At 66.2% G+C, this 25,704-nt stretch carries 23 protein-coding genes; 16 read left to right on the top strand and 7 right to left on the bottom strand.

Annotation, left to right across the window (positions count from 1 at the left end; translation table 11 throughout):
- Positions 1-63: 63 nt before the first annotated feature.
- Positions 64-798 carry a DUF502 domain-containing protein gene (locus tag ACWCOP_RS07680; protein WP_478247700.1) on the top strand — a complete coding sequence of 245 codons (735 nt, stop codon included), beginning with the start codon at positions 64-66 and terminating at the stop codon, positions 796-798.
- Between the two features lie 136 nt (positions 799-934).
- Here the strand turns inward: ACWCOP_RS07680 and recG are convergent, their stop codons facing one another.
- Entirely contained in the window at positions 935-3,022 is a 2,088-nt protein-coding gene (recG, locus tag ACWCOP_RS07675; RefSeq protein ID WP_478250637.1) for an ATP-dependent DNA helicase RecG, read from the bottom strand.
- Between the two features lie 81 nt (positions 3,023-3,103).
- Between recG and ACWCOP_RS07670 the strand changes: the two genes are divergently transcribed.
- From ACWCOP_RS07670 to mfd, 4 genes are all read left to right on the top strand, one after another.
- The gene (locus ACWCOP_RS07670) at positions 3,104-3,364 is read left to right on the top strand and encodes a BrnT family toxin (RefSeq protein WP_478250636.1); all 261 of its coding nucleotides are present in this window, start codon (positions 3,104-3,106) and stop codon (positions 3,362-3,364) included.
- Complete coding sequence (gene brnA, locus ACWCOP_RS07665; RefSeq protein ID WP_478250635.1) at positions 3,354-3,569, top strand: type II toxin-antitoxin system BrnA family antitoxin; 216 nt, start codon at positions 3,354-3,356, stop codon at positions 3,567-3,569. Before ACWCOP_RS07670 ends, brnA begins: the two co-directional genes overlap by 11 nt.
- Positions 3,570-3,877: 308 nt before the next feature.
- Positions 3,878-4,204, top strand: coding sequence for an FAD assembly factor SdhE (locus tag ACWCOP_RS07660; RefSeq protein WP_478250634.1), 327 nt, complete (start codon positions 3,878-3,880; stop codon positions 4,202-4,204).
- Between the two features lie 241 nt (positions 4,205-4,445).
- Positions 4,446-7,928: a transcription-repair coupling factor gene (gene mfd, locus ACWCOP_RS07655; RefSeq protein WP_478250633.1), complete on the top strand. Its 3,483-nt coding sequence runs from the start codon at positions 4,446-4,448 to the stop codon at positions 7,926-7,928.
- Between the two features lie 11 nt (positions 7,929-7,939).
- On the opposite strand, the gene ACWCOP_RS07650 is transcribed toward mfd, so the two are convergent.
- Positions 7,940-9,208 carry a diguanylate cyclase domain-containing protein gene (locus ACWCOP_RS07650; RefSeq protein ID WP_478250632.1) on the bottom strand — a complete coding sequence of 423 codons (1,269 nt, stop codon included), beginning with the start codon at positions 9,206-9,208 and terminating at the stop codon, positions 7,940-7,942.
- Between the two features lie 92 nt (positions 9,209-9,300).
- Here ACWCOP_RS07650 and ACWCOP_RS07645 point away from each other — a divergent pair, with 92 nt between their 5' ends.
- The 5 genes from ACWCOP_RS07645 (at position 9,301) to ACWCOP_RS07625 (ending at position 13,471) form a co-directional block, all read left to right on the top strand.
- On the top strand, positions 9,301-10,452 hold the full coding sequence (locus ACWCOP_RS07645; RefSeq protein WP_478250631.1) for a CaiB/BaiF CoA transferase family protein: 1,152 nt from the start codon (positions 9,301-9,303) through the stop codon (positions 10,450-10,452).
- A gap of 46 nt (positions 10,453-10,498) precedes the next feature.
- Entirely contained in the window at positions 10,499-11,497 is a 999-nt protein-coding gene (locus ACWCOP_RS07640; RefSeq protein ID WP_478250630.1) for a YihY/virulence factor BrkB family protein, read from the top strand.
- Positions 11,498-11,646: 149 nt separating this feature from the next.
- On the top strand, positions 11,647-12,282 hold the full coding sequence (locus ACWCOP_RS07635) for a CoA transferase subunit A (RefSeq protein WP_478250666.1): 636 nt from the start codon (positions 11,647-11,649) through the stop codon (positions 12,280-12,282).
- A gap of 48 nt (positions 12,283-12,330) precedes the next feature.
- Entirely contained in the window at positions 12,331-12,804 is a 474-nt protein-coding gene (locus ACWCOP_RS07630; protein WP_478250629.1) for a hypothetical protein, read from the top strand.
- Positions 12,805-12,823: 19 nt separating this feature from the next.
- Entirely contained in the window at positions 12,824-13,471 is a 648-nt protein-coding gene (locus ACWCOP_RS07625; RefSeq protein ID WP_478250628.1) for a CoA transferase subunit B, read from the top strand.
- Here the strand turns inward: ACWCOP_RS07625 and ACWCOP_RS07620 are convergent.
- From ACWCOP_RS07620 to ACWCOP_RS07605, 4 genes are read right to left on the bottom strand one after another with little or no spacing between them, the layout of a single operon-like run.
- Positions 13,468-14,382, bottom strand: a complete 915-nt coding sequence (locus ACWCOP_RS07620; protein ID WP_478250627.1) for a glycosyltransferase family 2 protein — start codon at positions 14,380-14,382, stop codon at positions 13,468-13,470. The genes ACWCOP_RS07625 and ACWCOP_RS07620 overlap by 4 nt on opposite strands.
- The gene (locus ACWCOP_RS07615; RefSeq protein ID WP_478250626.1) at positions 14,379-15,164 is read right to left on the bottom strand and encodes a polysaccharide deacetylase family protein; all 786 of its coding nucleotides are present in this window, start codon (positions 15,162-15,164) and stop codon (positions 14,379-14,381) included. Before ACWCOP_RS07615 ends, ACWCOP_RS07620 begins: the two co-directional genes overlap by 4 nt.
- Positions 15,161-16,087, bottom strand: a complete 927-nt coding sequence (locus tag ACWCOP_RS07610) for a glycosyltransferase (protein WP_478250625.1) — start codon at positions 16,085-16,087, stop codon at positions 15,161-15,163. Before ACWCOP_RS07610 ends, ACWCOP_RS07615 begins: the two co-directional genes overlap by 4 nt.
- Positions 16,084-17,538: a lipopolysaccharide biosynthesis protein gene (locus ACWCOP_RS07605; RefSeq protein WP_478250624.1), complete on the bottom strand. Its 1,455-nt coding sequence runs from the start codon at positions 17,536-17,538 to the stop codon at positions 16,084-16,086. The genes ACWCOP_RS07610 and ACWCOP_RS07605 overlap by 4 nt, the downstream gene beginning before the upstream one ends.
- A 149-nt stretch (positions 17,539-17,687) precedes the next feature.
- Between ACWCOP_RS07605 and ACWCOP_RS07600 the strand changes: the two genes are divergently transcribed.
- The 4 genes from ACWCOP_RS07600 (at position 17,688) to ACWCOP_RS07585 (ending at position 22,384) form a co-directional block, all read left to right on the top strand.
- Complete coding sequence (locus ACWCOP_RS07600) at positions 17,688-18,758, top strand: GNAT family N-acetyltransferase (RefSeq protein WP_478250623.1); 1,071 nt, start codon at positions 17,688-17,690, stop codon at positions 18,756-18,758.
- 14 nt (positions 18,759-18,772) lie between these two features.
- Positions 18,773-19,843, top strand: coding sequence for a glycoside hydrolase family 5 protein (locus tag ACWCOP_RS07595; RefSeq protein WP_478250622.1), 1,071 nt, complete (start codon positions 18,773-18,775; stop codon positions 19,841-19,843).
- A 79-nt stretch (positions 19,844-19,922) separates the two neighbouring features.
- Positions 19,923-20,678: a glycosyltransferase family 2 protein gene (locus ACWCOP_RS07590; protein WP_478250621.1), complete on the top strand. Its 756-nt coding sequence runs from the start codon at positions 19,923-19,925 to the stop codon at positions 20,676-20,678.
- Positions 20,678-22,384 (top strand): ArnT family glycosyltransferase, encoded by a 1,707-nt coding sequence (locus ACWCOP_RS07585; protein ID WP_478250620.1) that lies wholly within the window; start codon positions 20,678-20,680, stop codon positions 22,382-22,384. Before ACWCOP_RS07590 ends, ACWCOP_RS07585 begins: the two co-directional genes overlap by 1 nt.
- Here ACWCOP_RS07585 and ACWCOP_RS07580 read toward each other — a convergent pair.
- A complete protein-coding gene (locus tag ACWCOP_RS07580; RefSeq protein WP_478250619.1) occupies positions 22,381-23,274 on the bottom strand; it encodes a haloalkane dehalogenase in 894 nt (297 codons plus the stop codon). The two genes, ACWCOP_RS07585 and ACWCOP_RS07580, sit on opposite strands and share 4 nt — an antisense overlap.
- A gap of 153 nt (positions 23,275-23,427) precedes the next feature.
- On the opposite strand from ACWCOP_RS07580, the gene lpdA reads away from it, so the two are divergent.
- Positions 23,428-24,843, top strand: coding sequence for a dihydrolipoyl dehydrogenase (lpdA, locus tag ACWCOP_RS07575; protein WP_478250618.1), 1,416 nt, complete (start codon positions 23,428-23,430; stop codon positions 24,841-24,843).
- A 101-nt stretch (positions 24,844-24,944) separates the two neighbouring features.
- Positions 24,945-25,631 (top strand): hypothetical protein, encoded by a 687-nt coding sequence (locus ACWCOP_RS07570; protein ID WP_478250617.1) that lies wholly within the window; start codon positions 24,945-24,947, stop codon positions 25,629-25,631.
- The last annotated feature ends 73 nt before the right edge of the window (positions 25,632-25,704 follow it).

Here is a 25,704-nt window from a genome sequence, read left to right as displayed (position 1 = left end):
GAAGCAGGACAGAGTGTGTATTCTAAAACCATTCCGCTGTTCGACTGGAGCGATTGAAAACCCGTGCTTCGCTGGCTTCGAAACCGTTTTTTCACCGGGGTGGTGGTCGCTGCTCCGATCGGCATCACCGTCTGGCTGATCTACACCTTCGTCAATTTTGTCGACCAGGTGATCAAGCCGCTGATTCCGGCGCGCTATAATCCTGAAAGTTATCTGCCTTTCGCGATTCCCGGCATGGGGCTTCTGATCGCGATCCTGGCTCTGACGCTTCTTGGGGCGCTGGCGGCGAATATTTTCGGCCGGTCGCTGCTGGATATCGGCGAGCGGATCGTGAACTCCGTACCGTTGATTCGAAACATCTATTCGGCGCTCAAGCAGATCGTGGAGACGGTGTTTCAGGGCCAGCAGAACTCCTTCAAGGAGGTGGTGCTGGTGGAGTATCCCATGGCCGGCAGCTACGCGGTCGCGTTCGTGTCCAGCCATGGCCGCGGCGTGATCAAATCGGTCGTGGGAAAGGGCGAAGAAGTCCTGGGCGTGTTCATCCCCACCACGCCGAACCCGACCTCGGGATTCCTGCTCTTCGTGCCGCGCTCCAAGGCCATCGCCCTTGATCTCAGCGTCGAGGAGGCGGCCAAGCTGATCATCTCCTTCGGCATGGTGACGCCGGACCGGCTGCCGGAAGGCGCGATCCCCGCGGCCGAACCGATCAAGGCCGGCGCCGGAACCATGCCCGACGATCCGCCGCCGGAGGCGGACACGAACTCCGGCCATGACAGCGACACCGCGACGCGCGGCTAGGGCTTTGGGTCCCGGCTCGGCGCCCTGTGCGTCCTTCGAGGCTTTTCGCTGACGCGAAAAGACTCCTCAGGATGAGGCGTGTCTGAGCCTGAAATCGCGCTCATCTGCAGGGTATGAGCGCGGAAGGAGCCGCCGCTCACCCGCTGCGCATCAGGCGCACGCCTTCATCGCGCTCGAACAGGTAGAGCAGGACGCGCAAAGCTTCGCCGCGTTCGCCCTCGAACATCGCCTCTTTCTGCACTTCATAGGCCGCCGCCTCGCTGGCGATCTCCAGCAGGTCTGAATGGGCGGCGAGGTCGGCGATGCGGTAATCGGGCAGGCCCGACTGGCGCAGGCCGAGCGGATCGCCGGAGCCGCGCAGGCGCCAGTCTTCCTCAGCGATCTCGAACCCGTCATCGGTGCTGCGCATGATGTCCAGGCGGGCGCGCGCCGTCTCGCCCAGCTTGCCGTGATAGACCAGAAGACACGAGCTCGCCTTGTCGCCGCGGCCCACCCGGCCGCGCAGCTGATGCAGCTGGGCCAGGCCGAACTGCTCGGCGTGCTCGATCACCATGATGGTGGCGTCCGGCGCATCCACGCCCACCTCGATCACGGTGGTGGCCACCAGAAGATCAATCTCGCCAGCGCGAAAGCTCTCCGCCACGCGCTGCTTCTCCCGCGCCGGCATGCGGCCATGGACCAGACCGACGCGTACTTTCAGCATTTCAGACAGCATGTGATGGCGCGCTTCGGCGGCGGCGAGATCCGAGATGTCGCTCTCCTCCACCAGCGGGCAGACCCAGTAGGCGCGCTCACCCTTCGCAATCGCCCGCCCCAGCCCCTCGATCACATCGGAGAGGCGCTCCGCGTTCACCACCCGCGTCGTCGGAGGGATTCGCCCGGCGGGCTTTTCATCCAGGCGAGAGACATCCAGATCGCCGAAGGCGGCCAGGGTGAGCGTGCGCGGGATCGGCGTCGCGCTCATGGCCAGTACGTCGGGCGCCTGACCCTTCAAGGTGAGCTTTCGCCGGTCGGACACGCCGAAGCGGTGCTGCTCGTCGATCACCACCAGGCCCAGATCATGAAAGCTCACGCTCTCCTGAAACAGGGCGTGGGTGCCGCACACGACGCTCGCCGCGCCTGAGGCGATGGCGTCGGTGAGCTCCGCCCGCGCGCGCCCCTTGTCGCGGCCGGTGAGGGCGATGACGGAGATTCCCGCCGGCTCCAGCAGGGCTTTGAGCACGCCGGCGTGCTGGCGTGCGACGATTTCGGTGGGCGCCATCAGGGCGGTCTGCACCCCGGCTTCGGCGGCGTGGGCGGCGGCCAGCGCCGCCACGAAGGTCTTGCCCGAACCCACATCGCCATGGATCAGGCGCATCATCCGCTCGCCGCGCTCCATATCCGTCTTCGTCTCGGCGAAGGCGCGCACTTGCGCGCCGGTGGGCGTGAACGGCGCGTGCTTCAGCACGGCGTCCACATACGATCCGTCACCGGTGAGCGCGCGGCCCTTGCGGGCGCGGCGCTCGGCGCGGGCGATCTTCAGGGCGAGCTGGTGGGCGAACAACTCGTCATAAGCCAGGCGCCGGCGCGCCAGCGCAGCCGGCTCCAGCTCCTGGCCCGATTGGGGTGCGTGCATCGCCTCCAGAGAGGCGCGCCAGCCAGCCCAGCCTTCACGCGCCTGCAGGGCCGGATCGATCCATTCGGGCAGGTCGGGCAGGGCGGACAGCGCCCCCTTCACCGCCTTGCGCATCACCCCCGCCGACAAGCCTGCGGTGAGCGGATAGACCGGCTGTAAGAGATCCGCGTCCTCGATCTCGCCAGGCGCGGCGATGAGGTCTGGATGCACGATCTGGATTTCAGACGCGAAGCGTTCCGCCTTGCCCGACACCACCCGGCGCGTCCCCTCGGGCAACATGCGGCGCAAATAATCGGCCTTGGCGTTGAAAAAGGTGAGATGGAGAAAGCCGGTCTCGTCCCTCATGCGCACCTTGTAGGGCTGCTTCATCGTCGGCCGGGGAATGTGCGTCTCCACCTCGGCCTCCAGCGTCACCAGCCCGCCCAGCTCCCCCGCCTCATAAATGGACAGCCGCCGCGTGCGGTCCACCAGCCCCGTGGGCGCCGTCATCGCCAGATCCTTCACCCGCGCCCCCCGCGCCACCTTCTCGATCAGCACGGCCAGGCGCGGCCCCACACCCTTGATGATGGTGAGGTCGGCGAAGAGGGGGAAGAGGATTTGCGGGCGCATGGGGTGGAGTTAAGCCGCGGCGGGGGGCGAGGGGAAGGGGTGCCTGTTCCAAGCTGTATAATTCCTGTATAAAAACTCTCCATGACCTTTGTCTTCGATCCGGCTAAGAGCGTTACGAACCGGGCGAAGCACGGGATAGATTTTGTACAGGCTCAACGTCTCAGGGATGACGACTACCTGCTCGAAGCCGCCGCCCGTACGACCGACGAGCCGCGTTTCGTCATCATCGCCAAGCTTGACGGCAAGCATTGGTGCGCTGTCTGGGCGCCTATTGGGGAATCCGTACGGATAATTTCGGTGCGTCGCGCCCGCAAAGAGGAGATCGCTGCTTATGAAGGCTGAAGACTTCGACGCCGCGTTCAACGCCGGCGAGGATTTGTCCAGTCAGATCGACTGGTCCACCGCCACCCGTCCCAATCAGGCGCCGCGGCGGGTCAATGTCGATTTCCCCGCCTGGGTGGTGGAACGGCTGGACCGGCAGGCGCGCCATCTGGGCGTCACACGGCAGTCCCTGATCAAGCTGTGGATCGCCGAGCGGCTGGAATAGTCCGCTTCGCCGGCCTTCCCGCGAAGGCGCGAACCCAGCGATGTAAGAGTGGCTGCGAGGCCGGACTGGGTCCCCGCGTTCGCGGGGATGACGCATGGGGTTTCATCTGGAGCTCATGGGGTCTGCTGGACCGTTCGCTGCTTTAAATCGATCCACCGGATCGATTGATCGGCTTTGCCGACCGCCGCTCCTCCTGGGCCTGCCGGCCCGTTCGCTGGCTTCAATCGATCCACCGGATCGATTGATCGGCTTTGCCGACCGCCGCTCACCCCTTCACCCACCGGCGCCTGCGCGCTATATGCGCGCTCATGAGTGATGATCCCTTTACCGATCCGAACACGCCGGTTGATCCCGTCGACCGCAAGAAACGCCTGACCTTTCGCGCCTGGCGGCGCGGGTTCAAAGAGGCGGACCTGATCATGGGCCGGTTTGCAGAAAGCGAGCTGGGCGATCTGGCGCCGGCGGAGATTGATGAATTCGAGCGGCTGCTGGACGCGCCGGACACCGAAGTCTACGCGTGGATCTGCGGTGCGCAGGAGACGCCGGACAATTACAAGGGCCCGGTTCTGGACCGCCTGAAGGCGTTCCGATTCGATCAGGCGGCGCCGGCGGGCGACGGGCCGGGACCGGCTTAGGGGCGACACGCCGAACAAGGGATGTCCTCCCCCTTTATGGGGGAGGTGTCCGCGTAGCGGACGGAGGGGGTGAGCGGCAGTCGGTGCAGAGACGCCAACGCCGGTGCACCCCACCCGACCCGAGGCTCCGCGTTGGCCCACCCTCCCCATCAAGGGGAGGGACAAGCGGGCGAGGCTTTTGAAGGAAATCACCCCGCCGCCTTTCAAGGCGTGCGGGCGCATGTGCGTTTGGAGACGAGCTTTGGACGATCTGGAGCGCCTGGCGCGCAGCACCGACACACTGACTGTCTGCGGCGCGCCGGAGGGGTATGATTCGCTGATCTTCGCCGATCTGGCGCGGGCGCGTGGCGGAGTGTCTGTCTTCATCGCGTCCGACGAGGCGCGGGCGAGCGCGTTTGACGCGGCGCTGGAATTCTTCGCGCCGGGGATCGACCGGATGCGCCTGCCGGCCTGGGATTGTCAGCCCTATGACCGGATCAGCCCGAGCCCGCGCACCGCGGCGCGCCGGGCCGGGGCGCTGCACCGCCTGGCGGCCTATTCCGGCGCCGCGCCGCTCATTGTTGTCACCACCGTGAACGCCGTGCTGCAGCGCTGTGCGCCGAAATCGGCCATGGCGGCCGGCGGGATCAGCGCGAAGCCTGGCGGCGTTCTGGATGTGGAGGCGCTGAAAAAATATCTCTCCCAGAACGGCTATACCCGCGCCGCCACCGTGACGGAGCGCGGCGACTACGCGATCCGGGGCGGGGTGGTGGACGTGTTTCCCGCCGATGCGGCCGAGCCCGTGCGCCTCGATTTCTTCGGCGACACGCTGGAGACGGTGCGAAGCTTTGATCCAGAAACCCAGCGCACCACCCATCAGCTGAAGACCGTGCAGTTCACGCCCGTGAGCGAGATCGTGCTGGACGAGGCGTCGATCTCGCGCTTTCGCTCCGGCTTCATCAAGCGGTTCGGCGCGGCCGGGTCGGGCGATCCCATCTATGACAGCGTCAGCGCCGGCGCGCGGCCGGGCGGCGCGGAACACTGGCTCGCCTTGTTCCACGAGCATCTGGACACGGTGTTTGATTATGCCGGCGAGGGGGCGCTGATCGCGCTCGATCCGCTGGTGCGCGATGCGCGCGAGGAACGCCTGGCGCAGATCCGCGACTATTACCAGGCGCGCAAGGAGGCGGGTCAATCCGGCGCCGGGGCCATGGGCGCGCCGGTCTACCGCGCCATCGAACCTGAAGCGCTCTACCTCACCGAAGAGCAATGGGACGCCGCCATCGCGGCGCGGCCCTCGCGCCGCTTCACCGCGTTTCAGGAAGCCGGCGACACCGCCGTGGACATGGGCGGCAAGCAGGGCCGCACTTTCGCCGCCGAGCGTCAGGCTGACCAGAACGTGTTCGACGTGGCGGCCAAGCACGCCTCGGCCTTGCGCAAATCGGGCAAGCGGGTGCTGATCGCCAGCTGGAGCGAGGGCGCGTCCGACCGCATGGCCGGGGTGTTGTCCGAGCACGGCCTGGCGCCGATCCTGGCCGCGCAGAGCTTTGAAGAGGCGGGCAAGCTTCAGACGAACGCCATTGCGCGCGTGGTGCTGCCGCTGGAGCGCGGGTTCGAGACTGAAAGCCTGGCGATCATTTCCGAGCAGGACGTGCTGGGCGACCGGCTGGCGCGGCCGCGAAAGCGGCGCAAGGCGTCCGACGTCATCGCCGAGGCGGGGTCTCTGTCCACCGGTGATCTTGTGGTGCACGCCGATCACGGGCTCGGCCGGTATCTGGGGCTGAAGACGCTCACCGTGGGCGAGGCGCCCCATGATTGCCTGGAACTGGAATATTCCGGCCAGTCAAAGCTTTACCTGCCGGTGGAGAATATCGAGCTTCTCTCGCGCTACGGCCAGGACAGCGAAACCGCACAGCTGGACAAGCTGGGCGGCGCGGCGTGGCAGGCCAGGAAGGCCAAGGCGAAGAAGCGCCTGCGCGACATGGCCGATCAGCTCATCAAGATCGCCGCCCAGCGAAACGCTCGTGACGCCGAGGTGATCGAGCCGCCGTCAGGGCTTTACGACGAGTTCGCCGCCCGCTTCCCCTACGCCGAGACCGATGATCAGCTGAACGCCATCGACGACGTGTTCTCCGATCTGGCGCGCGGGCGGCCCATGGACCGGCTGATCTGCGGCGATGTGGGCTTCGGCAAGACCGAAGTGGCGCTGCGGGCCGCCTTCGTCACCGCCATGACCGGCCGGCAGGTGGCGATCATCGCGCCGACCACCCTGCTGGCGCGCCAGCATTTCAATACGTTCTGCGAGCGCTTTAAAGGCTGGCCGGTGAAGGTGCGCCAGCTGTCGCGCCTGGTGAACGCCAAGGACGCCGCCCAGACCCGCAAGGACCTGGAGAGCGGCGATTGCGACATCGTGGTGGGCACCCACGCGCTCCTGGCCAAGAGCGTGAAATTCAACCGCGTCGGCCTTTTGATCATCGACGAGGAGCAGCATTTCGGGGTGAAGCACAAGGAGCGCCTGAAAGAGCTTCGCACCGACGTGCACGTGCTGACGCTCACCGCGACGCCGATCCCGCGCACGCTGCAGCTCGCCATGAGCGGCATTCGCGACCTCTCCCTCATCGCGACGCCGCCCGTGGATCGCCTTGCGGTGCGCACCTACGTGACGCCGTTTGACGCGGTGACCGTGCGCGAGGCGCTGCTGCGCGAGAAATACCGTGGCGGGCAGAGCTTCTTTGTGGTGCCGCGCATCGCCGATCTGGACGAGGCGGCGAAATTCCTGCGCGAACAGGTTCCCGAAGTCAGCTTCGTGATCGCCAACGGCCAGATGGCCCCCACCGCCCTGGAAGACATCATGACGGCGTTTTATGAGGGGCGTTACGACGTATTGTTGTCCACCACGATCGTGGAGTCCGGCATCGATATTCCCACCGCCAACACGCTGGTGATCCACCGCGCCGACCGGTTCGGCCTGGCCCAGCTCTACCAGCTGCGCGGCCGGGTGGGGCGTTCGAAAGCGCGCGCCTACGCCTATTTCACCACGCCGGCGAACCAGAAGATCACCGAGGGCGCTGACAAGAGGCTGAAGGTGCTGCAAAGCCTGGACAGCCTGGGCGCCGGTTTCACGCTGGCCAGCCACGATCTGGACCTGCGCGGCGGCGGCAATCTCCTGGGCGAGGAGCAGTCGGGTCATATCAAGGATGTGGGCGTAGAGCTTTACCAGTCCATGCTGGAGGAGGCGGTCGCGAGCCTGCAGGGCGACACCAGCCACGAGGCGCAGGACTGGTCGCCCGCGATCAATATCGGCGCGGCCGTTCTGATCCCTGAGTATTACGTGCCCGATCTCGATGTGCGCATGGCGCTTTATCGCCGGCTCTCGGGGCTGGACACCAAGCAGGAGCGCGAGGCGTTCGCGGCCGAGCTGATCGACCGTTTCGGAAAGCTGCCGGACGAGGTGGAGAGCCTGATGCAGGTGGTCGCGATCAAGTCGCTTTGCAAGCACGCCGGGATCACCAAGCTGGACGCCGGGGCCAAGGGCGCGGTGGCCACCTTCCGCAACCACGCCTTCGAAGACCCGGTCGAGCTGGTCAAGCTGATGAGCCGCCGGCCGGAGGACTACAAGATCCGCCCCGACAACACGCTCGTGCTCAAAGGTGAGTTTCCCGACGTGGAAGGCCGCCTGAAAGGCGTTCAGAGATTGCTGGCGCCCGTGGCGGACGCGGCCCGGCGGGCGCGGGAAGCCGCGTAGGGTTGACGAATCTAGCCGACGGCGGCGACGGCGCGCGGCCCGGCGGAGGCCAAGGCGGCGCTGATCGCCTCGCCGGCGCTCCAGCTGGATTCCGGTTCGATGACGCGGGTCGCAAGGCTCAGGCGGAAGGGCCGGTGGGGATCCACCCCTTCATAGGCGGTGCATTCGGCGATCGCGGAGACCCGCGCGGCGACCATGCGCGCCTCGTCGGCGCGGGTGCTGGGCAGCGCCAGATAAAACGCGTCGGCGCGCGTGCGCACGGCGAGGTCTTCGGCGCGCACGCAATGGCGCAGCATGCCGGCGAATTGGACAAGGGCGGCTCGCGCCTGGCTGGTCCCGGCGTCACGCGGCGCGCTCAGGCTCAGCCCCACGATGGACATCGCATGGCCGCGGGCGCGTGATTCCGTCAGCAGCGAGGCGAGGTGACGCTCGCCGAACGGCGCGGCGAAAAGATCGGAGTCCGCATCAAGAAGCGCCGGATTGCGGCAGGATTCCAGCATCGCCTTGGCGCTGCGCCGGCGCCGGCGCTCACTGGTGAGCGCGGTGACGCGTTCGCGCATTTCCTGCGACCCGGCCTCGGCGTTCAACAGATCGCTGGCGCCGCGCGCAAACGCCTCGTCGGCGTGGGCGTAGGAGTCTCCGCGCGTCAGCAGCACCGCCGGCGTATGATAGAGCCGCGTGTTGCGCCGCATGGCCGAACAGACCGTATGAGCGAGATCGGGATCGGGCTCGGTGTTCAACACCACCGCGTCAAAGGTGCGCTCGTGAAGATAATCAAACGCATTGAACGTGGAGAAGGCGGCGATCACGTCTGCGTCCACGCTCGCCATGGCGTGCTGCAGTCGCATGAAGGCGGGGCAGGGCGCGCCGACGAACAAAACGCTGGCGCGTTCATTGCGCGCAGCCGGGCTTGCGGCCGGCGCGCCGGCCATGGCGGCGTCGCGTGCGCGCACGGCTGCGGTGTCTTCAAGCACGCCCAGCCGGATCGACGAGCGCAGGCGCGCAGCGATCTGGATGGTGTGGGCGGGCGATCTCAGGTGAATATCGGCGCCGTCCGGCGCGGTTTCGCCCACGGCCATAAGAAGAGCGCCGCCGGCGCTGTTGAGACTGACGGGCGTATAGGCGACGACGGCGTCCACAGGGCCGCGCGCACGTATCTGGACCAGCCTATCGGGCGTACATCCCATAGCGTTGAAGCCGAGGGTTTCCAGCTCGGCGGCCGTCGCCTCGGCCTCGGCCGGCGCCGCGTCCACGACGATGATCGAAAAGGACCGCCCCATGCTTCCCCCGCGGATGGAACCGCGCGCATTGTGTCGTTCAAACTTCAGTGCCACAACAAATTTCCCGGATTCATCGCCACATGGACGTCGAAATGACTTCAGCCATCCAAACACAAGGGCCTTTGCGCGGCGTTAAAGTGGTGGAATTTGTCGGACTTGGGCCTGCACCTTTCTGCGCCATGCTGCTTTCAGAGCTCGGCGCTGAAGTGATCCGCATCGACCGTCCGGGCGCGTTCGGCGGCGGCGCGCAGGAGGTGCTGGCGCGCGGACGCCGCTCGGCTGGCTTTAATCTGAAGAAAGACGGCGCGGTCGAGGCCTGCCTGAAACTCCTCAAATCGGCCGATATCTTGCTGGAAGGCTATCGCCCAGGCGTCATGGAGCGGCTGGGCCTGGGTCCGGACGTGGTTCACGCGGCCAATCCGAAGCTGGTTTACGGGCGCATGACCGGATGGGGCCAGGAGGGTCCGCTGGCCCACGCCGCCGGTCATGACCTCAATTACATCGCGCTTACCGGCGCGCTCGAGGCCATCGGCCCGAAGGGAAAGCCGGTCCCGCCGCTCAATCTGGTGGGCGATTTCGGCGGCGGCTCGCTCTATCTCGCCGTAGGGGTGCTGGCGGCCATGCACCACGCCAGAGCCACCGGCGAAGGCCAGGTGGTGGACGCGGCAATCGTCGACGGCGCGACCCATCTCATGGGCGCGATCCATCAACTTGCCGCCATGTCACTGTGGGATCAGCCGCGCGGGGAGAATATCCTCGACGGCGGAGCGCCGTTTTACGACTGCTACGAATGCGCAGACGGAAAATTTGTTTCCATTGCGCCGCTGGAGCCGGAGTTTTTCGCCGTTCTGGTCGAAAAGCTGGGCCTGTCCGGCCATGAGGGCATGAAGAGCCAGTTTGACCGCAACACCTGGCCGGCCATGCGCCAGGCCTTTGAGGACATGTTCAAAAGCCAGCCCCGCGATCACTGGACTCGGCTTCTCGACGGCAGCGACGCATGCTTCGCGCCCGTTCTCACCACAGCTGAAGCCGCGGCCCACCCGCACATGACCGCCCGGAACAGCTTTACCGGCCTTGACGGGGCGGTGCAGTCCGCGCCCGCGCCGAGATTTTCCAGAACGCCGGGTGCGCTGCAGGGCGCGGGCTCGAAGCCCGGCGCGGATACGTTGGCCATTCTCGCCGACTGGGGCTTCAGCGAGGCGGAGATTGAGGCGTTGAAAATCTCGGAGGCGATCACGGCCTGAGGGCGCCGCGCTTGGAGTGCGGCCTGCGAAAGCGTATGTCACCAGCATGGGCAGCGATGCGAAATCCATAACGCCGGTGCGCCTGGTCAACTGGGCGCGCAAATACATCGTGCCGGTCACGCGCTGGCCGGTGGTGGTGATCGTCGTGCGCGCCGTGGACCGCATGCTGGCGCGCGAGGTGATGCTGTTCGCCGGCGGGGCGAGCTATTTTGGACTGCTCGCTCTGTTCCCCGCCGTTTTGCTGGGCATCTCCATCTACGGCCTGCTGTTCACCCCCGAAGACGCCCTGAATCAGATCTCGCGGCTGCAGCTGACCGGGGTCCTGCCGCCAAGCGCGGCGGGGTTTTTAAACACCCAGCTGTCCAATCTCGCCGGCTCCTCCATCGCCTCACTGACCGTGCAGGGCGTGATCGCCGCGCTGATTGCGCTGTTCGCGTCGGCGCGCGGCGCCAAGGCGGTGATCGCAGGGCTGAACCAGATTGCGCGCCGCGGCGATCTTCGAAACATCCTGCATTTCAATCTTATCGCAATGGGGGCGGTTCTGGCCGGCGGGGTGCTGCTGGCGACCGCGAACCTCGTGATTCTCACCGTGCCGAACCTGGTGCGGCCTTTCCTGCGCGGGCTGGGTAGCGAGCTCGCCGATGCGGCCGCCGGTGTTTTCAACGAATGGACCATCGCCACAGCCACCATGGCGACCGCGCTCGTGCTGCTCTATCGCTTCGTCATGCAGCGCGCCGGCGAGACCAGCTGGCGGGCAAGCCTGATCGGCGCCGCGACCGCGTGCGGGGTCTGGCTTCTGGCCTCCAAGGGCTTCACCCTTTACGTGTCCACCATCGTGAATCCCACCCTCTACGGACCGCTGGGCGCGTTGATCGTGTTCCTGCTCTGGGTGTACTGGACCAGCTATGCAGTGTTCTTCGGCGGCTCCGTCGCGGTGGAGGTGGACCGCATGCGCGCCGAACGCGCCGAGGCCAGAGAGGCCAGAGACGCAGAAGCGGCGGACGCTGGCGAAGACGAAGAGAAAAAACCCCGCGATGCGGCTTGAGTCCCTCTGGTCAGCGCGCGGGAATTGGCTATAACACCGCTCGGCTTTTAAACGGGCGTTGAATTTGTACACCAAAGGGAGACGCAGCCTTGGCTGAGAAGATCTTTAAGGACGCGAAATCGGCTCTCGAAGGCCTGACCTTCGACGGCATGACCGTCATGGCCGGCGGGTTCGGCCTGTGCGGCATCCCGGAAAACCTGATCCTGGCGCTGCGCGACTCCGGCGCGAAGGACCTCACCGTCATCTCCAACAATGCCGGCGTCGACGACTTCGGTCTCGGGCTTTTGCTCCACACCCGCCAGATCAAGAAGATGATCTCGTCCTATGTGGGCGAGAACAAGACCTTCGAGAAACAGTATCTCTCCGGCGAGCTGGAGCTGGAATTCAATCCGCAAGGGACGCTGGCCGAACGCTGCCGCGCCGGCGGGGCGGGCATCCCCGGCTTCTACACCAAGACCGGCGTCGGCACGCTGGTGGCCGAAGGCAAGGAACACAAGGAGTTTGGCGGCGAGACCTACATCATGGAGACGGGGCTTGTGGCCGACCTCTCTATCGTGAAGGCGTGGAAAGCCGACAAGGCGGGCAATCTGGTGTTCCGCAAGACCGCCCGCAACTTCAACCCGATGATGGCGACCGCCGGCAAGGTCACCGTCGCCGAGGTGGAGGAGATCGTCGAAATCGGCGAGCTGGACGCCGACCACATCCACACCCCCGGCATTTTCGTGCAGCGCCTGATCAAGGGCGATCACGAGAAACGCATAGAACAACGCACAGTCAGAGGTTAGTGTGGTCGCGCCGGGACTCGCCCGGAGAGAAATTGAAGGAGTCTCGCGATGACGACTTTCACCGTCCTGCTGTCAGGTCTTCTGCTTGGCGCTGCGCAGCCAGCTGAAGAGCCCGGTCTTACCACCTATCTTGACGCCAACCCCGCAGAATACGCCCAACGCGCACACTGTGTTGATCCGCTTCGGGCGCATGACCATCGCCGTTTCGAGGAGCCGGTTTTCGAAGACAGGTTCGTCTGGGCCGATTACAGCCGCACGCAAAGTCTTCTGGTGGTCTATCGGCGCAGCTGCGGCGCTCTGATGAATTCCACGCCGGTTCCGCGGTGCGAGAATGATAGGGTCAACACCAGAGGATACAGCTGCTCTGCGCAAGCGCTCTATCTGGTGCCGGACGAAGCCGCTGGCCGCGCCCTGGCGCTCACCCTTCTGGTGGAGGAAGCGCGCGGAGACGGGGTCGACTTGCCAGCCTCCAACCTCGAAGCCGCCTCCGCCCTGATCAACCGCGTGCAAGCCACGCACTGACCCCCACACAGGAGACCCCATGGCCTGGACCCGCGACCAACTCGCCGAGCGCGCCGCCAAGGAGCTGCAGGACGGCTTCTACGTCAATCTCGGCATCGGCATTCCCACGCTTGTGGCCAACTACATTCCCGACGGGATGGACGTGACCCTGCAGTCGGAGAACGGCATGCTCGGCATGGGCCCGTTTCCGCGCGAGAACGAGGTCGACGCCGACCTGATCAATGCCGGCAAGCAGACCATCACCGAGCTGCCTCAGACCAGCTTCTTCAGCTCCGCCGACAGCTTCGCCATGATCCGCGGCGGCCATATCAACCTGTCCATCCTGGGGGCCATGGAGGTGTCGGAAAAAGGCGACATCGCCAACTGGATGATCCCCGGCAAGATGGTCAAGGGCATGGGCGGCGCCATGGACCTGGTCGCCGGCGTTCAGCGCGTGGTGGTGATCATGGACCACACCAACAAGGCCGGTGAGACCAAGCTGCTGCACGAATGCTCCCTGCCGCTCACCGGCACGGGCTGCGTCGATCGGATTATCACCACGCTGGGCGTGTTCGACGTCACCGAGGATGGGCTGGAGCTCATCGAGCTGGCGCCCGACGTGACCGTGGACGAAATCACGCAGAAGACCGAAGCGAAGTTCAAGGTGGCGGCGGGCGTCGCGGCTTAGGAAAGGCGCGCCCGTCCGTAGAACCGCGGGGCGGCGAAGTCGAACCAGACGAGCTTTCCGGCGCCCTGAACGGCTTTGTCGGCCAGCGCCGCGCATGTGGCGGGACTTAGAAGGGCCGCGGGAGCGGCGAGGGCGCCGCAGGCGAGCATCTGGGCGGCGCCCACCATCATCCACCCGGCGACGGCCAGCGGTCTGCCTTCATGGGCCGCCGTCTGGCTCGGGCCCTGACCGAAGGCGAGGGCGCGGCGCGCGAGGTGAACAAGCTTCAGCCGGTCGTCCTCCACATGTTCGATGACGCCGGCCGCACCGGCCCAGGCGAACACCGCGCCGGTGCGGGCCATGTGGGCGAACAAGAGATCATCTTCGCCGCCGGTTTCGTTGGCGCGCGGATCGAACACCGGGTCGGGCAGGTTGGCCGCTGCGCGGTCGATGAGTGAGTTACCGCAGCCCCAGGGCTTTTTAGTGACGCCCTCAGCGAGATCCGGCTCGCGCGCATAGAGCCTTCGGATCCAGGCGGCGGCGAAGGCCGAAGCGTGGCCTGGATCCGCTTCAGGGCGCACGGGGCCGAACACCACATGGGCGCCGGTGGTCTCGCGCACGGCCTCCAGCGCTGAGAGCCAGCGGCTCGGCGCGCTTTCATCATCATCAAGCTGGGCGATGCGAGAGCCGGACGCCGCCGCGAAACCTTCGTTACGGGCGTTCGCGACGCCGGGTTCGCGGGCATGAACATAGACCAGCGGGCACGGCGCACCTGCGCGCAGCGAGTCCACAACAGGCCTGGCGCTTCCGCCTGGATCATTGTCGGCGATCACGATCTCGTCCGGCGTGCGGTCTTGGGCGAATACGCTTTTCATCGCCCGGGCGAGGCTGTCTGGGCGGCGAAATGTCGGGATAAGGACGGTGAGGGTCATGCTTCGAGGCTCATCGAGCTCGCGTCGATCCGGTCCAGAGCGCCGCGCATAGTGAGGACGTCAAAGCCGGCGCGGTCCACCACGTCGCAAATTTTCTCCAGAAAGTGCGGCGTGCAGCCCCAGGTCCCGGGGGTTTCGCGCACATCGTGGCCGTAAAAGATCAGCCAGCCCGGTTTCAGCGCCGCATTCTCGATCCAGTCGAGGGCGCGCTCCAGCCCGGCCTCGCCGCCGTCCAGCGGCACGGCCTTCAACAGGCCGCGATCCGTTCCGGTCCGGTTCACGCCGGGGCGCACGCCGCGAAGCGCGCGGTAGCGTTTGAGAAGCATCGACTTGGCGGCCGGTGCGGCTTCCCCGTAAGGAAAGGCGAAACTGTCCAGCTCAGCCTCATGGCCGGCCATCTGCAGGAAGGCGCGGTTGCGCGCGCAATCGGCCTCGGTCGCCTGCGCCCCGAGGGCCGAGCTGTCACCATGGGCGTAGGTGTGGCAAGCGATTTCGTGGCCGCCTGCATCCAGCCGAACCAGATCGCCGATATCATACATACGGCCCAGATGCGTTTCCCCGCCGGCGAACCCGCCGGACGCAAAATAGGTGCCCCGCCAGCCGCGCCGTTCCAGGATCGCCGCGGCGGTGGTGGCGGCCGATCTTGGAAAGTCGTCGAAGGTGAAGCTGACGATCGTGCGGTCCAGCGCGATCGTCATGGGGCTGACGGCGAGGGCGCGCGCCGCGATGCGGCGCAGCTTGCCGGTCAGCCCCCCGGCGGGCGTATAGGCGGTTTCAGTCATGGCAAAGCCTCCGCGCCGATGGCGGCGCGATAGAGTTTCAGGCCCAGCACCCGCGCCTTGATTGGCAGCGGCGCCAGAGCGGCGATGCGGCCTGCGATGCGCGCAGGGCTGGTGAGGCCGCGCCGCTTCAAGGTGAGCGCGAGCCGGGCGCCCTTGCGCGCGGCGTATTCTGGATGGCGCTCCATGAGCCGGGCGAAATTGGCCCCGGAGCGGGAGAATTTCTCGATCAGACGGTCCGGCGTCTCCAGCCCGCCATGCATGGCCGGGTTGTCGATATGGCCGAGGGTGAAGTGTCTGGCGAAGCTCAGCGCCCAGTCCACATCTTCCCAGCCCCAGCCTGAATATTCCTCATCGAACGGCGCCTTGGCGAAGGCGGCGGCCGAGACGGCGAGATTTGACGAGCACACGGCGAACGCGCCTTCTCGCGCCCGCTCCGCGCTCGTTCGCACATCGCTGGCGTGCGCGAGCGCCGCATGAAGCCGGTGGATGCGCGCCGGAGCGGCGACAGGGGCATAGCCGCCGAACAGGGCTTGGGCGCTGGTCGCGCGTATTGCGTCCAGCCAGGCGTCGAGAAAGCCCGGAGCGGTGCTCATATCGGCGTCGAGAAACAGCAACCAGTCGCCCTGCGCCCGGCTCGCCAGCCGGTTGCGCGCCGCGGAACGGCCAAGATTGGCCTTTGCCGTGAGAAGGCGCGCCGGCCGCGCGCACGCATCCACCGCATCGCCCATGGCGGCGTTCAGCGCGGCGTCCGGCGCGCCGTCGTCGAATAGGAGGATCTCGATCCCTTCCGGCGCATCGGCCGCCAGCGCCTGCAGCAACGTAGCCGGATCGTCGCGATAGGTGGGAATCAGCACCGAGAGGCGATAGCGGCCCGGCCCGGCCTTCGCGGCGGCGTTGGCGCGCTCGTGGATCAGCGGTGTCATGGGCGCACCTCGATAAGAGGATTGCGCAAAAGCCCGGCGGCCAGGGTGCGGCATCCCGCAACATCGAGGGTGAGGGCGGCTGCAGCATAGGCGGCGGCGCCCGCCGCGATTTTCGCGGCCAGTGTCAAAAGCGCGGCTTCGAACGCCGGGACGGCGAGCACCGCAGCGGCCATGGCGCCCGTCGCTGCTGCGGCGGCGCTCCAGTCGCGCCACGGGATCGGCAGAGCGAAAATGCTGCGGCCATGGACCGCGCAGATCAGGAGCGCCGCGCCATATGAGATCACGGTCGCCAGCGCCGCGCCGGTGATCCCGAAGCGCGGCGTCAGGATGAGGTTCAGCACCAGATTGAGAAGAGCCGCGCCGGCCATAATCGCCGCCATGATCTGGGGCTTGCGTCCGAGAATATAGGCTTCGTGGAAGTAGAAGGTCATAACCCCGTTCATTAGGCCCGACACGGCGATGAACGGCATCACCGATGCGGCGGGGCCTGCTAGATCCGCGTCGATCAAAAGCCGGCATGCGGGCCCGGCGATCAACGCCAGCCCGATGGCGGCGGGAAAGCCGATCAGGCCTATGAGCCCGGCGGTGCGACGCGCGACAGCCTGGGCGGCTGCGCTGCCCTCGCGCTCCAGCGCTCTGATCAGCAGAGGGCCGGTGGTCGTGCCCAGCCACAAGAATACGATGGAGAGCGTGCGGTCTGACAGCGCATAGCCCGCCGCATAGGCGCCGGTCGCCGCCTCGCCGAGGATCGCCGCGATGACGAAACGGTCGCCGATAGAGAGCAGGCCTTCGAAGATCAGCGAGATCGCCACGGGCGCGCCATAGGCCAGAAATGCGATCGAGCGCTTCACGTCCGCGCGGTCGCGCTTGGCTTTGCTCATGAGGATCGGCGCATCGATGAGGAGAGCCACAAGACCGGCGAGCGCAAGCCCCGCGAACGGACCTGCAGCGCCCATCCCGCCGGCGAGCACAAAGGTGACGCCCAGCGCGAACGCCGCCGAGATCGTCGTGCTTTCAAGGATCGAGTAGCGCCAGGCCTCTCCGGCTGCGCGGCGCGTTTCCAGCGAAAGCGTCACGCCGGAGCGGATCACCGTGTGGGCCAGCGCAAAGGCGCAGGCGGTCTTAAGCTCCGGTCCCAACGGCGCGAGCCAGAGGCCGAGCCCGGACAGAACCAGCGCGGGCGCCGCGATCAGCACATAAATGCGCCAAGCGGTGAAGAGATGGCCGGCGAGGCGCCCGCGCGCCACGGCGCGCTGATGATGGCGGGCGATGGCCGCATCCAACCAGGTGAAGACGAGAGTGCCCAGAAGCGAGGCGGCGGCCAGCAAAAGCGTGTAGCGGCCGTACTCTTCGGGGCTGAGAATGCGCGTGAACACCACCACCGCGCCGAATCCCACGACCGCTTGAGCGGCGTAGACCGGCAGATAGGCGATGAGGTGGCGGTTCAGCATGGCACTCTCCGATGGCGCGCGAAGCGCGGCGTGCAAGGAGCAGGCCGAGCCAGCGCCGGATCGGAATGGAATATGCATGGAGGGACTGAAGACCGGCTTAACCAAGCCCGTGTTTTATTGATTTTGGACCAATTGGAGACGAGGCGAGTATGGAAGTTGTTCTGCGCACGCCTGAAACACTGTCCGGCGACGAACGCGCCGCCTGGGCTGCGTTTCAAAACGGGGATCAGGCGCTGGCCTCGCCCTATTTCGCGGCGTCCTTCATGGACGCGGTGGCGCGGGTTCGCCGCGATGTGCGGGTGATTTGCGCGCGCGACGCAAACGGGCCGGCCGCCTTTCTACCGCTTCACACCAGCGGTTTCGGCCACGCACGCCCTCTTGGTGGACCGCTTGGCGATCATCACGGGCTGATTGCGCGGCCGGGCTGCGAGATTGATCTGGTGGATCTGCTGCGCCGGTCGGGCGTCGGCGTTTATGATTTTCACGGCGCGCTTGGATATCAAGCTGCGTTCAGGTCCCATGCGCTCACCACCGACGGAAGCTGGGTGATCGACCTGTCCAAGGGTTATGATGCCTTTGTCGAGACCCGCACGGCGGTGGAGCCCAAGGCCTTCCGCAATATCCGTTCGCGCCGGCGAAAGATCGATGAGGCGGGCGCGGTGTTTCGCCTTCACGACCCTCGGCCCGGCGTGTTCGAAAGCGCGCTCAGCTGGAAGTCGGAGCAATACCGCGCCAGCCACCATTTCGATGTTTTTTCAGTAGATTGGACGCGAAACCTCCTGTCGGACCTTATTGAGCATCCGCAAGATGGCTGCGCCGGTCTGATATCGAGCCTGGAGATTGATGGCGAGCTGGCGGCGGTCCATGTGGGGATGCGCTCGGCCAGCGTGCTGCACTACTGGTTCCCGGTCTACGACCCGAGATTCGCCAAATTCGGACCGGGTCTCGCCTTGCTCATGGAGATTTGCCGGGCGGTGAGCGAAGAGGGTGTCACCGAGGTGCACCTGGGCCCCGGCGCCTATGACTTCAAAGCCCACCTCTCCAGCTGGCAGATGCCGCTTGTGTCCGGATACGCCGGGGCGGGACTTCCCGCCCTGGTGCGCGGCGCGGCGGCTGCGATCGAGCGCGGCGCAGAATACCTGCCTTTGGGCCGCGCATCGCACTGGCCGGGCAAGGCGTTCCGCCGGATCGACGCAATGACCAGTTTCCGCGCGGCATGATCAGCCGGCGGGCCTTGGTTACGGCCGCCTGCGCGCTGCCGGCCGCCGCGTTTGCTCCGGCCGGGCTGCGGATTTCCGGTACAAAGCGCAATCTGTGGCGCAACGCCTCCGGGCCCTCGCTTCGCGGGTCGGTGTTCGTGCAGCGCCGGGTCTATCCAGACCTCGACGGGCCGGAGTTTCTGGGCCGGGGCCCCATCGGGTCGCCGGTGACGGGCGAGGCGCTTGACCGGCTGGCTGGGGCGGGGGCCAATCTCGCCAGCTGGTCCGGGCCGGGGCTTTTCAGCGAAACCGCCCCCTTCGCCCTCGACCCGGCGGTGGAGGATCATATCGGCGCCTGGCTCGACGCGTGCCTTTCGCGAGGGCTCTACACCACGCTCTGCCTGCGCTCGGGGCCGGGGCGCAGCGCTTTCGCGTTTCATCCCGGAGAGAGCTGGTATCCGCCAGAGCTCTACGATGACAGCCTGTGGCGGGAGTCCGAGAAGCAGGCGGCTTGGGCGGAGATGACCGCTGAAACCCTGCGCCGCTTCGGCGGCCATGCTGCGCTTGCGGGCGTCAAGGTGCTCGACGAACCCAATGGCGCTGATATCGGCGCGGACGGGGTCTGGCCGGTCTTCGCTCGCCGCATTGCGCAGGCCTGCGCCGGACTGGACCGGGACACGCCGCTGATCTTCAGCCCCGATCGCTGGGGCCGCAGCGAGCGCGCCGCCGAGCTGCGCGCCGTCGTGGGGCCGGACGCCGTCATCGCCGTGCATGATTACAGCCCCTGGGCCTACACCCATCAGGACGCCGGCGACGATGTTCGTTTTGACCCTGCTCAGAACCCCGCCGACCTGCCGGCTCGCCCCGGCGGGGATATCGCCGTTCTGGAGTTCGGGGCGGTGCGCGCCGCGCCGGATCTGGCCGTGTATCTTGATGCGCGCATCAACGCCTTTGAGGCCGCGGGGGCCAACTGGGCGGTGTTTCGCTGGACCAGCGGCTGGGCCCCCTATGAGAGGCTGGAGGCCGGGATGGCGGTCAGCGAGCACGCCGAAGGTCTTGCGCGCCTGCGCCAGGCCTGGGCTCGCAATGTCGCGCGGCCCGGCTGAAGCCGCGTTTTGTGTTTGTCAGGCGAGACCGCAACGCGATAACTAGGCCCAGCTTAAGCCGGTCTGGACCCATCCGCCCATGCGCGCACCCGCCATCTCCATTGTCGTCCCGGCTTATAATGAGGCGGAGAGCATCGAGGATGTGGTGCGAGAGGCGATCGAGGTCTTTGAAGCCGCTTTCGACAGCTTCGAGATCATCGTCATCGACGACGGCAGCGCCGACGACACGGCGGGGGCGCTGTCTGTGCTTTCGCGAGCGGACAATCGCGTTCGTGTAATCCGCCACCCCAACCGCTCGGGCAAAAGCGCGGCGTTGCGCACCGGCATGATGGCGGGCCGCGCCCTGTGGGCGGCCACCATGGACGGTGACGGGCAGGACGATCCGCGCTCGGTGGTGGACATGGCCGCCGCAGTGGACCTGACCCGCGTGGGCGATGTGGGGCTGGTGGCGGGATGCCGGACAAACCGCACCGATGGGGCCAATCGCAAATTCGCGTCGCGCTTCGCCAACGGCCTGCGCCGCTCGCTTCTCAACGATGATTGCCCGGACACCGCCTGCGGGTTGAAGCTGATCGTACGCGATCTGTTTCTGGCGCTGCCCTTCTTTGACGCCTTGCACCGCTATCTGCCGGCGCTGTCGGGTCATCTGGGCTTCAAGATCGTCTGCGTCTCGGTCGTGAACCGCGCGCGCAGCGCCGGCGCCTCGAAATACACCAATCTTGGCCGCGCGGCGGCGGGGCTGTTTGATCTGCTGGGCGTGATCTGGCTCATGCGGCGCACCCATATTCCATCGCGCGAGCTGATCCTGCGCGGTCAGGCGGAGACAAAGGGCTGATGGGCGGCGTGTTTGAAGGCCTCACCGCGGCGCCGGCGAAAGGCGGGCTCACCCCGCGCGCCTGGATCGTGCTGATGCTGCTGGCTGTCGCAGCGCTGGCGCCGGGCCTGTTCTCCATCCCGGCCATGGACCGCGACGAGTCGCGCTATGCTCAGGCCAGCCGGCAGATGATGGAGAGCGGGGACTTTATCAATATCCGCCTCCAGGACGTGGACCGCCATAAACAGCCGGCGGCGACCTACTGGCTGCAGGCGCTGGCGGCCCAGCCGTTTGGCGGCGCGGATGCGCCCATCGGCGCTCACCGCCTGCCGGGGTTTCTGTTCGCGCTGTTCGCCATCGCCGCCACCGCCTGGCTTGGCGCGCGCATGTTCAGTCCCGCCGCAGGGCTCACCGCAGGGCTGATCCTTGCGACCACGCTGGTGCTGGCGGTGGAGGCGCGCACTGCGAAGACCGACGCGATCCTGCTGGGCGTCGGAATGATCGCGCAAGTCGCCCTGATGATCCTGATGATCGAGGTGAAGGCGCGAAGGCCCGCCTTCATCGGCTGGCCGGCCGTCATGTGGGCCGCGCTTGGCGCGACTCTTTTGATCAAGGGCCCGATCTTTTTCATGGTCACGGCGCTGACCCTGATCGTGTTCGCTGTCTGGAAGCGCGATGCGGGGCTGCTGTTAAAGGTGAGGCCGCTGCCCGGCGTATTGCTGGCCCTCGCGATCTTCGCGCCCTGGTTCATCGCCATCAATCTTGAGACCAACTGGGATTTCGCCCGCACCGCCATCGGCTATTCCATGCTCGACAAGGTGGGCGAGGCCCAGGAAGCCCATTCAGGCCCGCTCGGATTCCACCTTGTGGCGACGCTGTTCACCCTGTGGCCGGGGGTGGCGCTCCTGCCGCTGGGCGTGCTGGCGGCGTGGAAGATGCGCGGCGAGGATCGGGTGAAGTTCCTGATCGCGTGGATCCTGCCCACCTATGTCGTGTTCGAGCTGGTCGCCACCAAGCTGCCCCATTACACGCTTCCCAGCTATCCGGCGGTCGCCATCCTAATCGCCCTCGGCGTCGCGCAGGCCGGCGAGATTCTGGCGTCAGGGCGGGTGAAGATCGTACACGGCGTCTTCGCGGTGATCGCCATCGCGGTGGCGCTGCTGCTGGGCGCCGTGCCGGTTGGCGGCTCGCTCTATCTGGGGGAAACGCCGGATCTCGCCGCCTGGCTCAGCATCGGTTTCGGCGTGCTGGCGGCGGGCGCGATTGCGGCGCTGGCGCTGAAGCCCAGCGGCGGGCGCCTTTTGGGAACAAGCGTCGCTGCGGCGGCGCTTTATACCTGCGTCTTCGGCGTCGCCATCCCCAATGTGGACCGGCTCTGGCCAAGCGAGCGCGCCAGCCGGATCGTGGACCGGATCACCGGATGCGAGGCGCTCACCCTGGCCACCTCCGGCTATGAAGAGCCCTCCAACATGGTCAATCTGGGCACCGGCGTCGTCCTCACCGATACGCCGGAGGAGGCGGCCGGCGTGCTGCTCTCCGATCCGCGTTGTGGTCTGGCGATCGTTGATGCGCGGGGCCTTGTGGAGTTTGGCGCAAGCGTCGAAGCGGCCGGTGGCGAGCTGCGCCTGCTGGCGACCCTTGAGGGCCACAACGCGGTGAAAGGCGATGATCTCTCGCTCGGCTTCTATACGCTGGAAGGCTCCGACCTGACCCTGGCGCCGCGTTAAATCCCGAAGCGCTTCAGCGCTGCGCGCGCGATGGGCTCGCCGTGCTCCTGCACGAAATGGCCCGCCTCGGCGATCTCCATGGGCTCCGGGCAGCCGCGAATGACGCTGCGCAGCCGGGCCATGGTGTCCGGGCCCAGCACCGGGTCCTGCATCCCCACCGCCATGAAGCTGTCTCCGGTCCAGTCCTCCGACCAGAATCTCGCCGCCGCCTTGCCGGTGTCCACGCCTTCCATCTCGGGCGTGATTGGCACCAGCGCCGGGAAACGGCGCACGCCGGCCTTGTAGCGATGGTCGGGGAAGGGGGCTGAATAGGCCTGCGCCACATCATCGGTCATGCCGGGCGTCGCCCGATGAAGAAGAGCGCCGACATCGAGATCCGGCGTGTTCGCCATGTAATCGCGCCAGGCCATGAAGCCCTCGCTGGCGCCGCTCCCCACGCCGAGCCCGGTGTTCATGACGATCAGCCGCGTGAAGCGGCCCGGATAGTCCATGGGCAGGGTCAGGCCGAGCAATCCGCCCCAGTCCTGGCAGACCAGCGCGACATCTTGAAGGTCGAGCCGTTCGATGAAGGCTTTGAGATAATTGCGGTGCCAGTGAAAGGTATAGACCGCGTCGTCCACCGGCTTGTCCGAACGCCCAAAGCCGAACAGGTCCGGGATCACCACCCGGCAGCCGGCTTCAAGAAACACCGGCGCCATCCTGCGATAGAGATAGCCCCAGCTCGGCTCGCCATGAAGGCACAGGAAGACCGGCGCGTCGCGCGGGCCCTCGTCCACATAGGCCAGGCGCAAGCCCTCATAGCCCGGCAGATCGTCGATATAGGAGGGCTTGAAGGACCAATCGGGCAGGGTCGCAAACCGGTCTTCGGGGGTGCGCAGGGCTTCGATCATGGACGTCTCCTCCACTATGCCGCCACGATGGGCTTCTGCGGCGCCGGGGTAAAGCCTGCTCCGGCGTGGGCCGCCCTTGACGCCTGCGGTTGATTTTCGCGCGGGCGCGCTCCATCACGGTTCTCCCCGCCGAGTTTTGAAAAGGATCGCGCCGTGGCTGACACTTCGTTCGACCTCATTGTGATTGGCGGCGGGCCTGGCGGCTATGTCGCCGCGATCCGCGCCGCCCAGCTGGGCTACAAGACAGCCGTGGTCGAGCGCGAGCACATGGGCGGGATTTGTCTGAACTGGGGCTGCATCCCCACCAAGGCGCTATTGCGCACAGCCGACGTTTACGAGCTGTTTCACCGCGCCAAGGAGTTCGGGCTGAAGGCCGACAATATCGGCTTTGATCTGGACGCCGTGGTGAAACGCTCGCGAAAAGTTGCCGGGCGGCTGTCTTCGGGCGTCTCCGGTCTCATGAAAAAGAACAAGATCACCGTGATCGACGGCGAGGCGCGCCTTGAAAAGGGCGACGCGGCGCCGCGCGTGGTGGTGAAGGACAAGGACGGCGGCGAGAGCGACTACACCGCCGATCACGTCATCCTCGCTACGGGCGCCCGCGCGCGCACAATCCCGAAAGCGGGGCTTGAGCCGGATGGAAAGCATGTCTGGACCTACAAGGAAGCCATGGTTCCAAAGGAAATGCCGAAATCGCTTCTGGTGATCGGTTCGGGCGCGATCGGCATGGAGTTCGCGAGCTTCTACAGCACCATGGGCGCGGACGTGACTGTGGTTGAGATGGTGGACCGGATTCTGCCGGCCGAAGACGCGGAAATCTCCGCCTTCGCCGAGAAGGCGTTCAAGAAAAAGGGTCTGACGATTCACACCTCCGCCGGGGTTGAGGGGCTGAAAAGCTCGGCCTCCGGCGTCGCCGCGAAGATCAAGATGAAGGACGGCGCAACTGAAACCCTGAACGTGGACAAGGTGATCCTCGCCATCGGCATCACCGGCAATGTCGAAGGGCTCGGCCTTGAAGATCTCGGCGTCACGATCGAGCGCGGCCATGTGGTCGCCGACGGATACGGCGCCACGGGTGTAAAAGGACTCTATGCCATCGGAGATGTCACCGGCGCGCCGTGGCTGGCCCACAAGGCGAGCCATGAGGGAGTGATCTGCGTTGAGAAAATCGCAGGTCTGAAGCCCCATCTCATGGACAAGAGCAATATTCCAGGCTGCACCTATTGCCACCCCCAGATCGCCAGCATCGGCCTCACAGAGGCCAAAGCGAAAGAGCAGGGATACGAACTCAAGGTCGGGCGCTTCCCCTTCGTGGGCAACGGCAAGGCGATCGCCCTTGGCGAGGATCAGGGCCTGGTGAAGACGATCTTTGACGCCAAAACCGGCGAATTGCTGGGCGCCCACATGATCGGCGCGGAAGTCACCGAGCTGATCCAGGGCTACGCCGTCGGCAAAACGCTGGAAACCACCGAAGCCGAGCTCATGCACACCATCTTCCCGCACCCGACCTTGAGCGAGATGATGCATGAGAGCGTTCTCGATGCGTATGGCCGCGTGATCCACTCTTAAGAAAATTTCATTCTACGGGCGCATCGAGGAAAGGTGCGCCGTGCATCTTGCTGCTCGAAGGCCGGGCGTTTCAGACCTGGCCGGTCGATTGGGAGATTGTCATGAAACGTTTCGTCACCGCCGCCGGGGCCGCTGCGATCGCCGTGAGCCTGGGCGCCTGCGTCCAGGCTCAAACACCTGAACGCACCAGCTTTGACGGCCTTGTGGGATCACAAAGCTTGGATACCGATGGCGATGTGGAGATGAACGGGATGGCGGTCTCGCTTCAGGGGCGGGTCGGCGGAAACGCGCTCATGAACGGGGCGGCGGTGGACGTGGACGCCCGCATCCGCGGGGACCTTGAAGCCAATGGCGGCGCCGCAGACATTGAGGGATCGGTCGGCGGGAGCACGCTGGTGAACGCCGGCGCCGCCGAACTGACCGGCTCGTTCTCGGGCCCGGTGGAGATCAACGCCGGCGCCGCCGAGCTGTCTGGTTTCTTTCAGGAGGGCTTTGTCGCCACGGCGGGCGCGCTTGAGTTTTCCGGCGAGGCGCGCGGCCCTGTGCGCATCATGGGTTCCGGGCGCGAGCGCGGCATGTTCGGCCGCCGCGACGGTGACCGGTCCCGCGTGGAGATCAGCGGCGATCTTCAGGCTGGCGGGATGATCTGCGCCCACGAAGTGAAATTCACCAGCAGCGCCCGAATCGGTGCGCCCTTGGCGGTGGAAGCCGATTCCGCGCCGGATTATCCGGCCGAGTTTGACGCCTCCAACATAAGTTACACGCCCCGTCAGGGTGAGTGCGGCTAGGAGCGGCTCCGCTTCCTTTTAAAGTTTAGTCGGCCCTTGATAGCCCGCGCCGGACCCCGGCGCGGGCTTCTGG

The sequence above is a fragment of the Apolloniradiicaulis salifontis genome, assembly GCF_053756655.1.
This window is presented reverse-complemented; position numbering and strand designations above follow the sequence as displayed.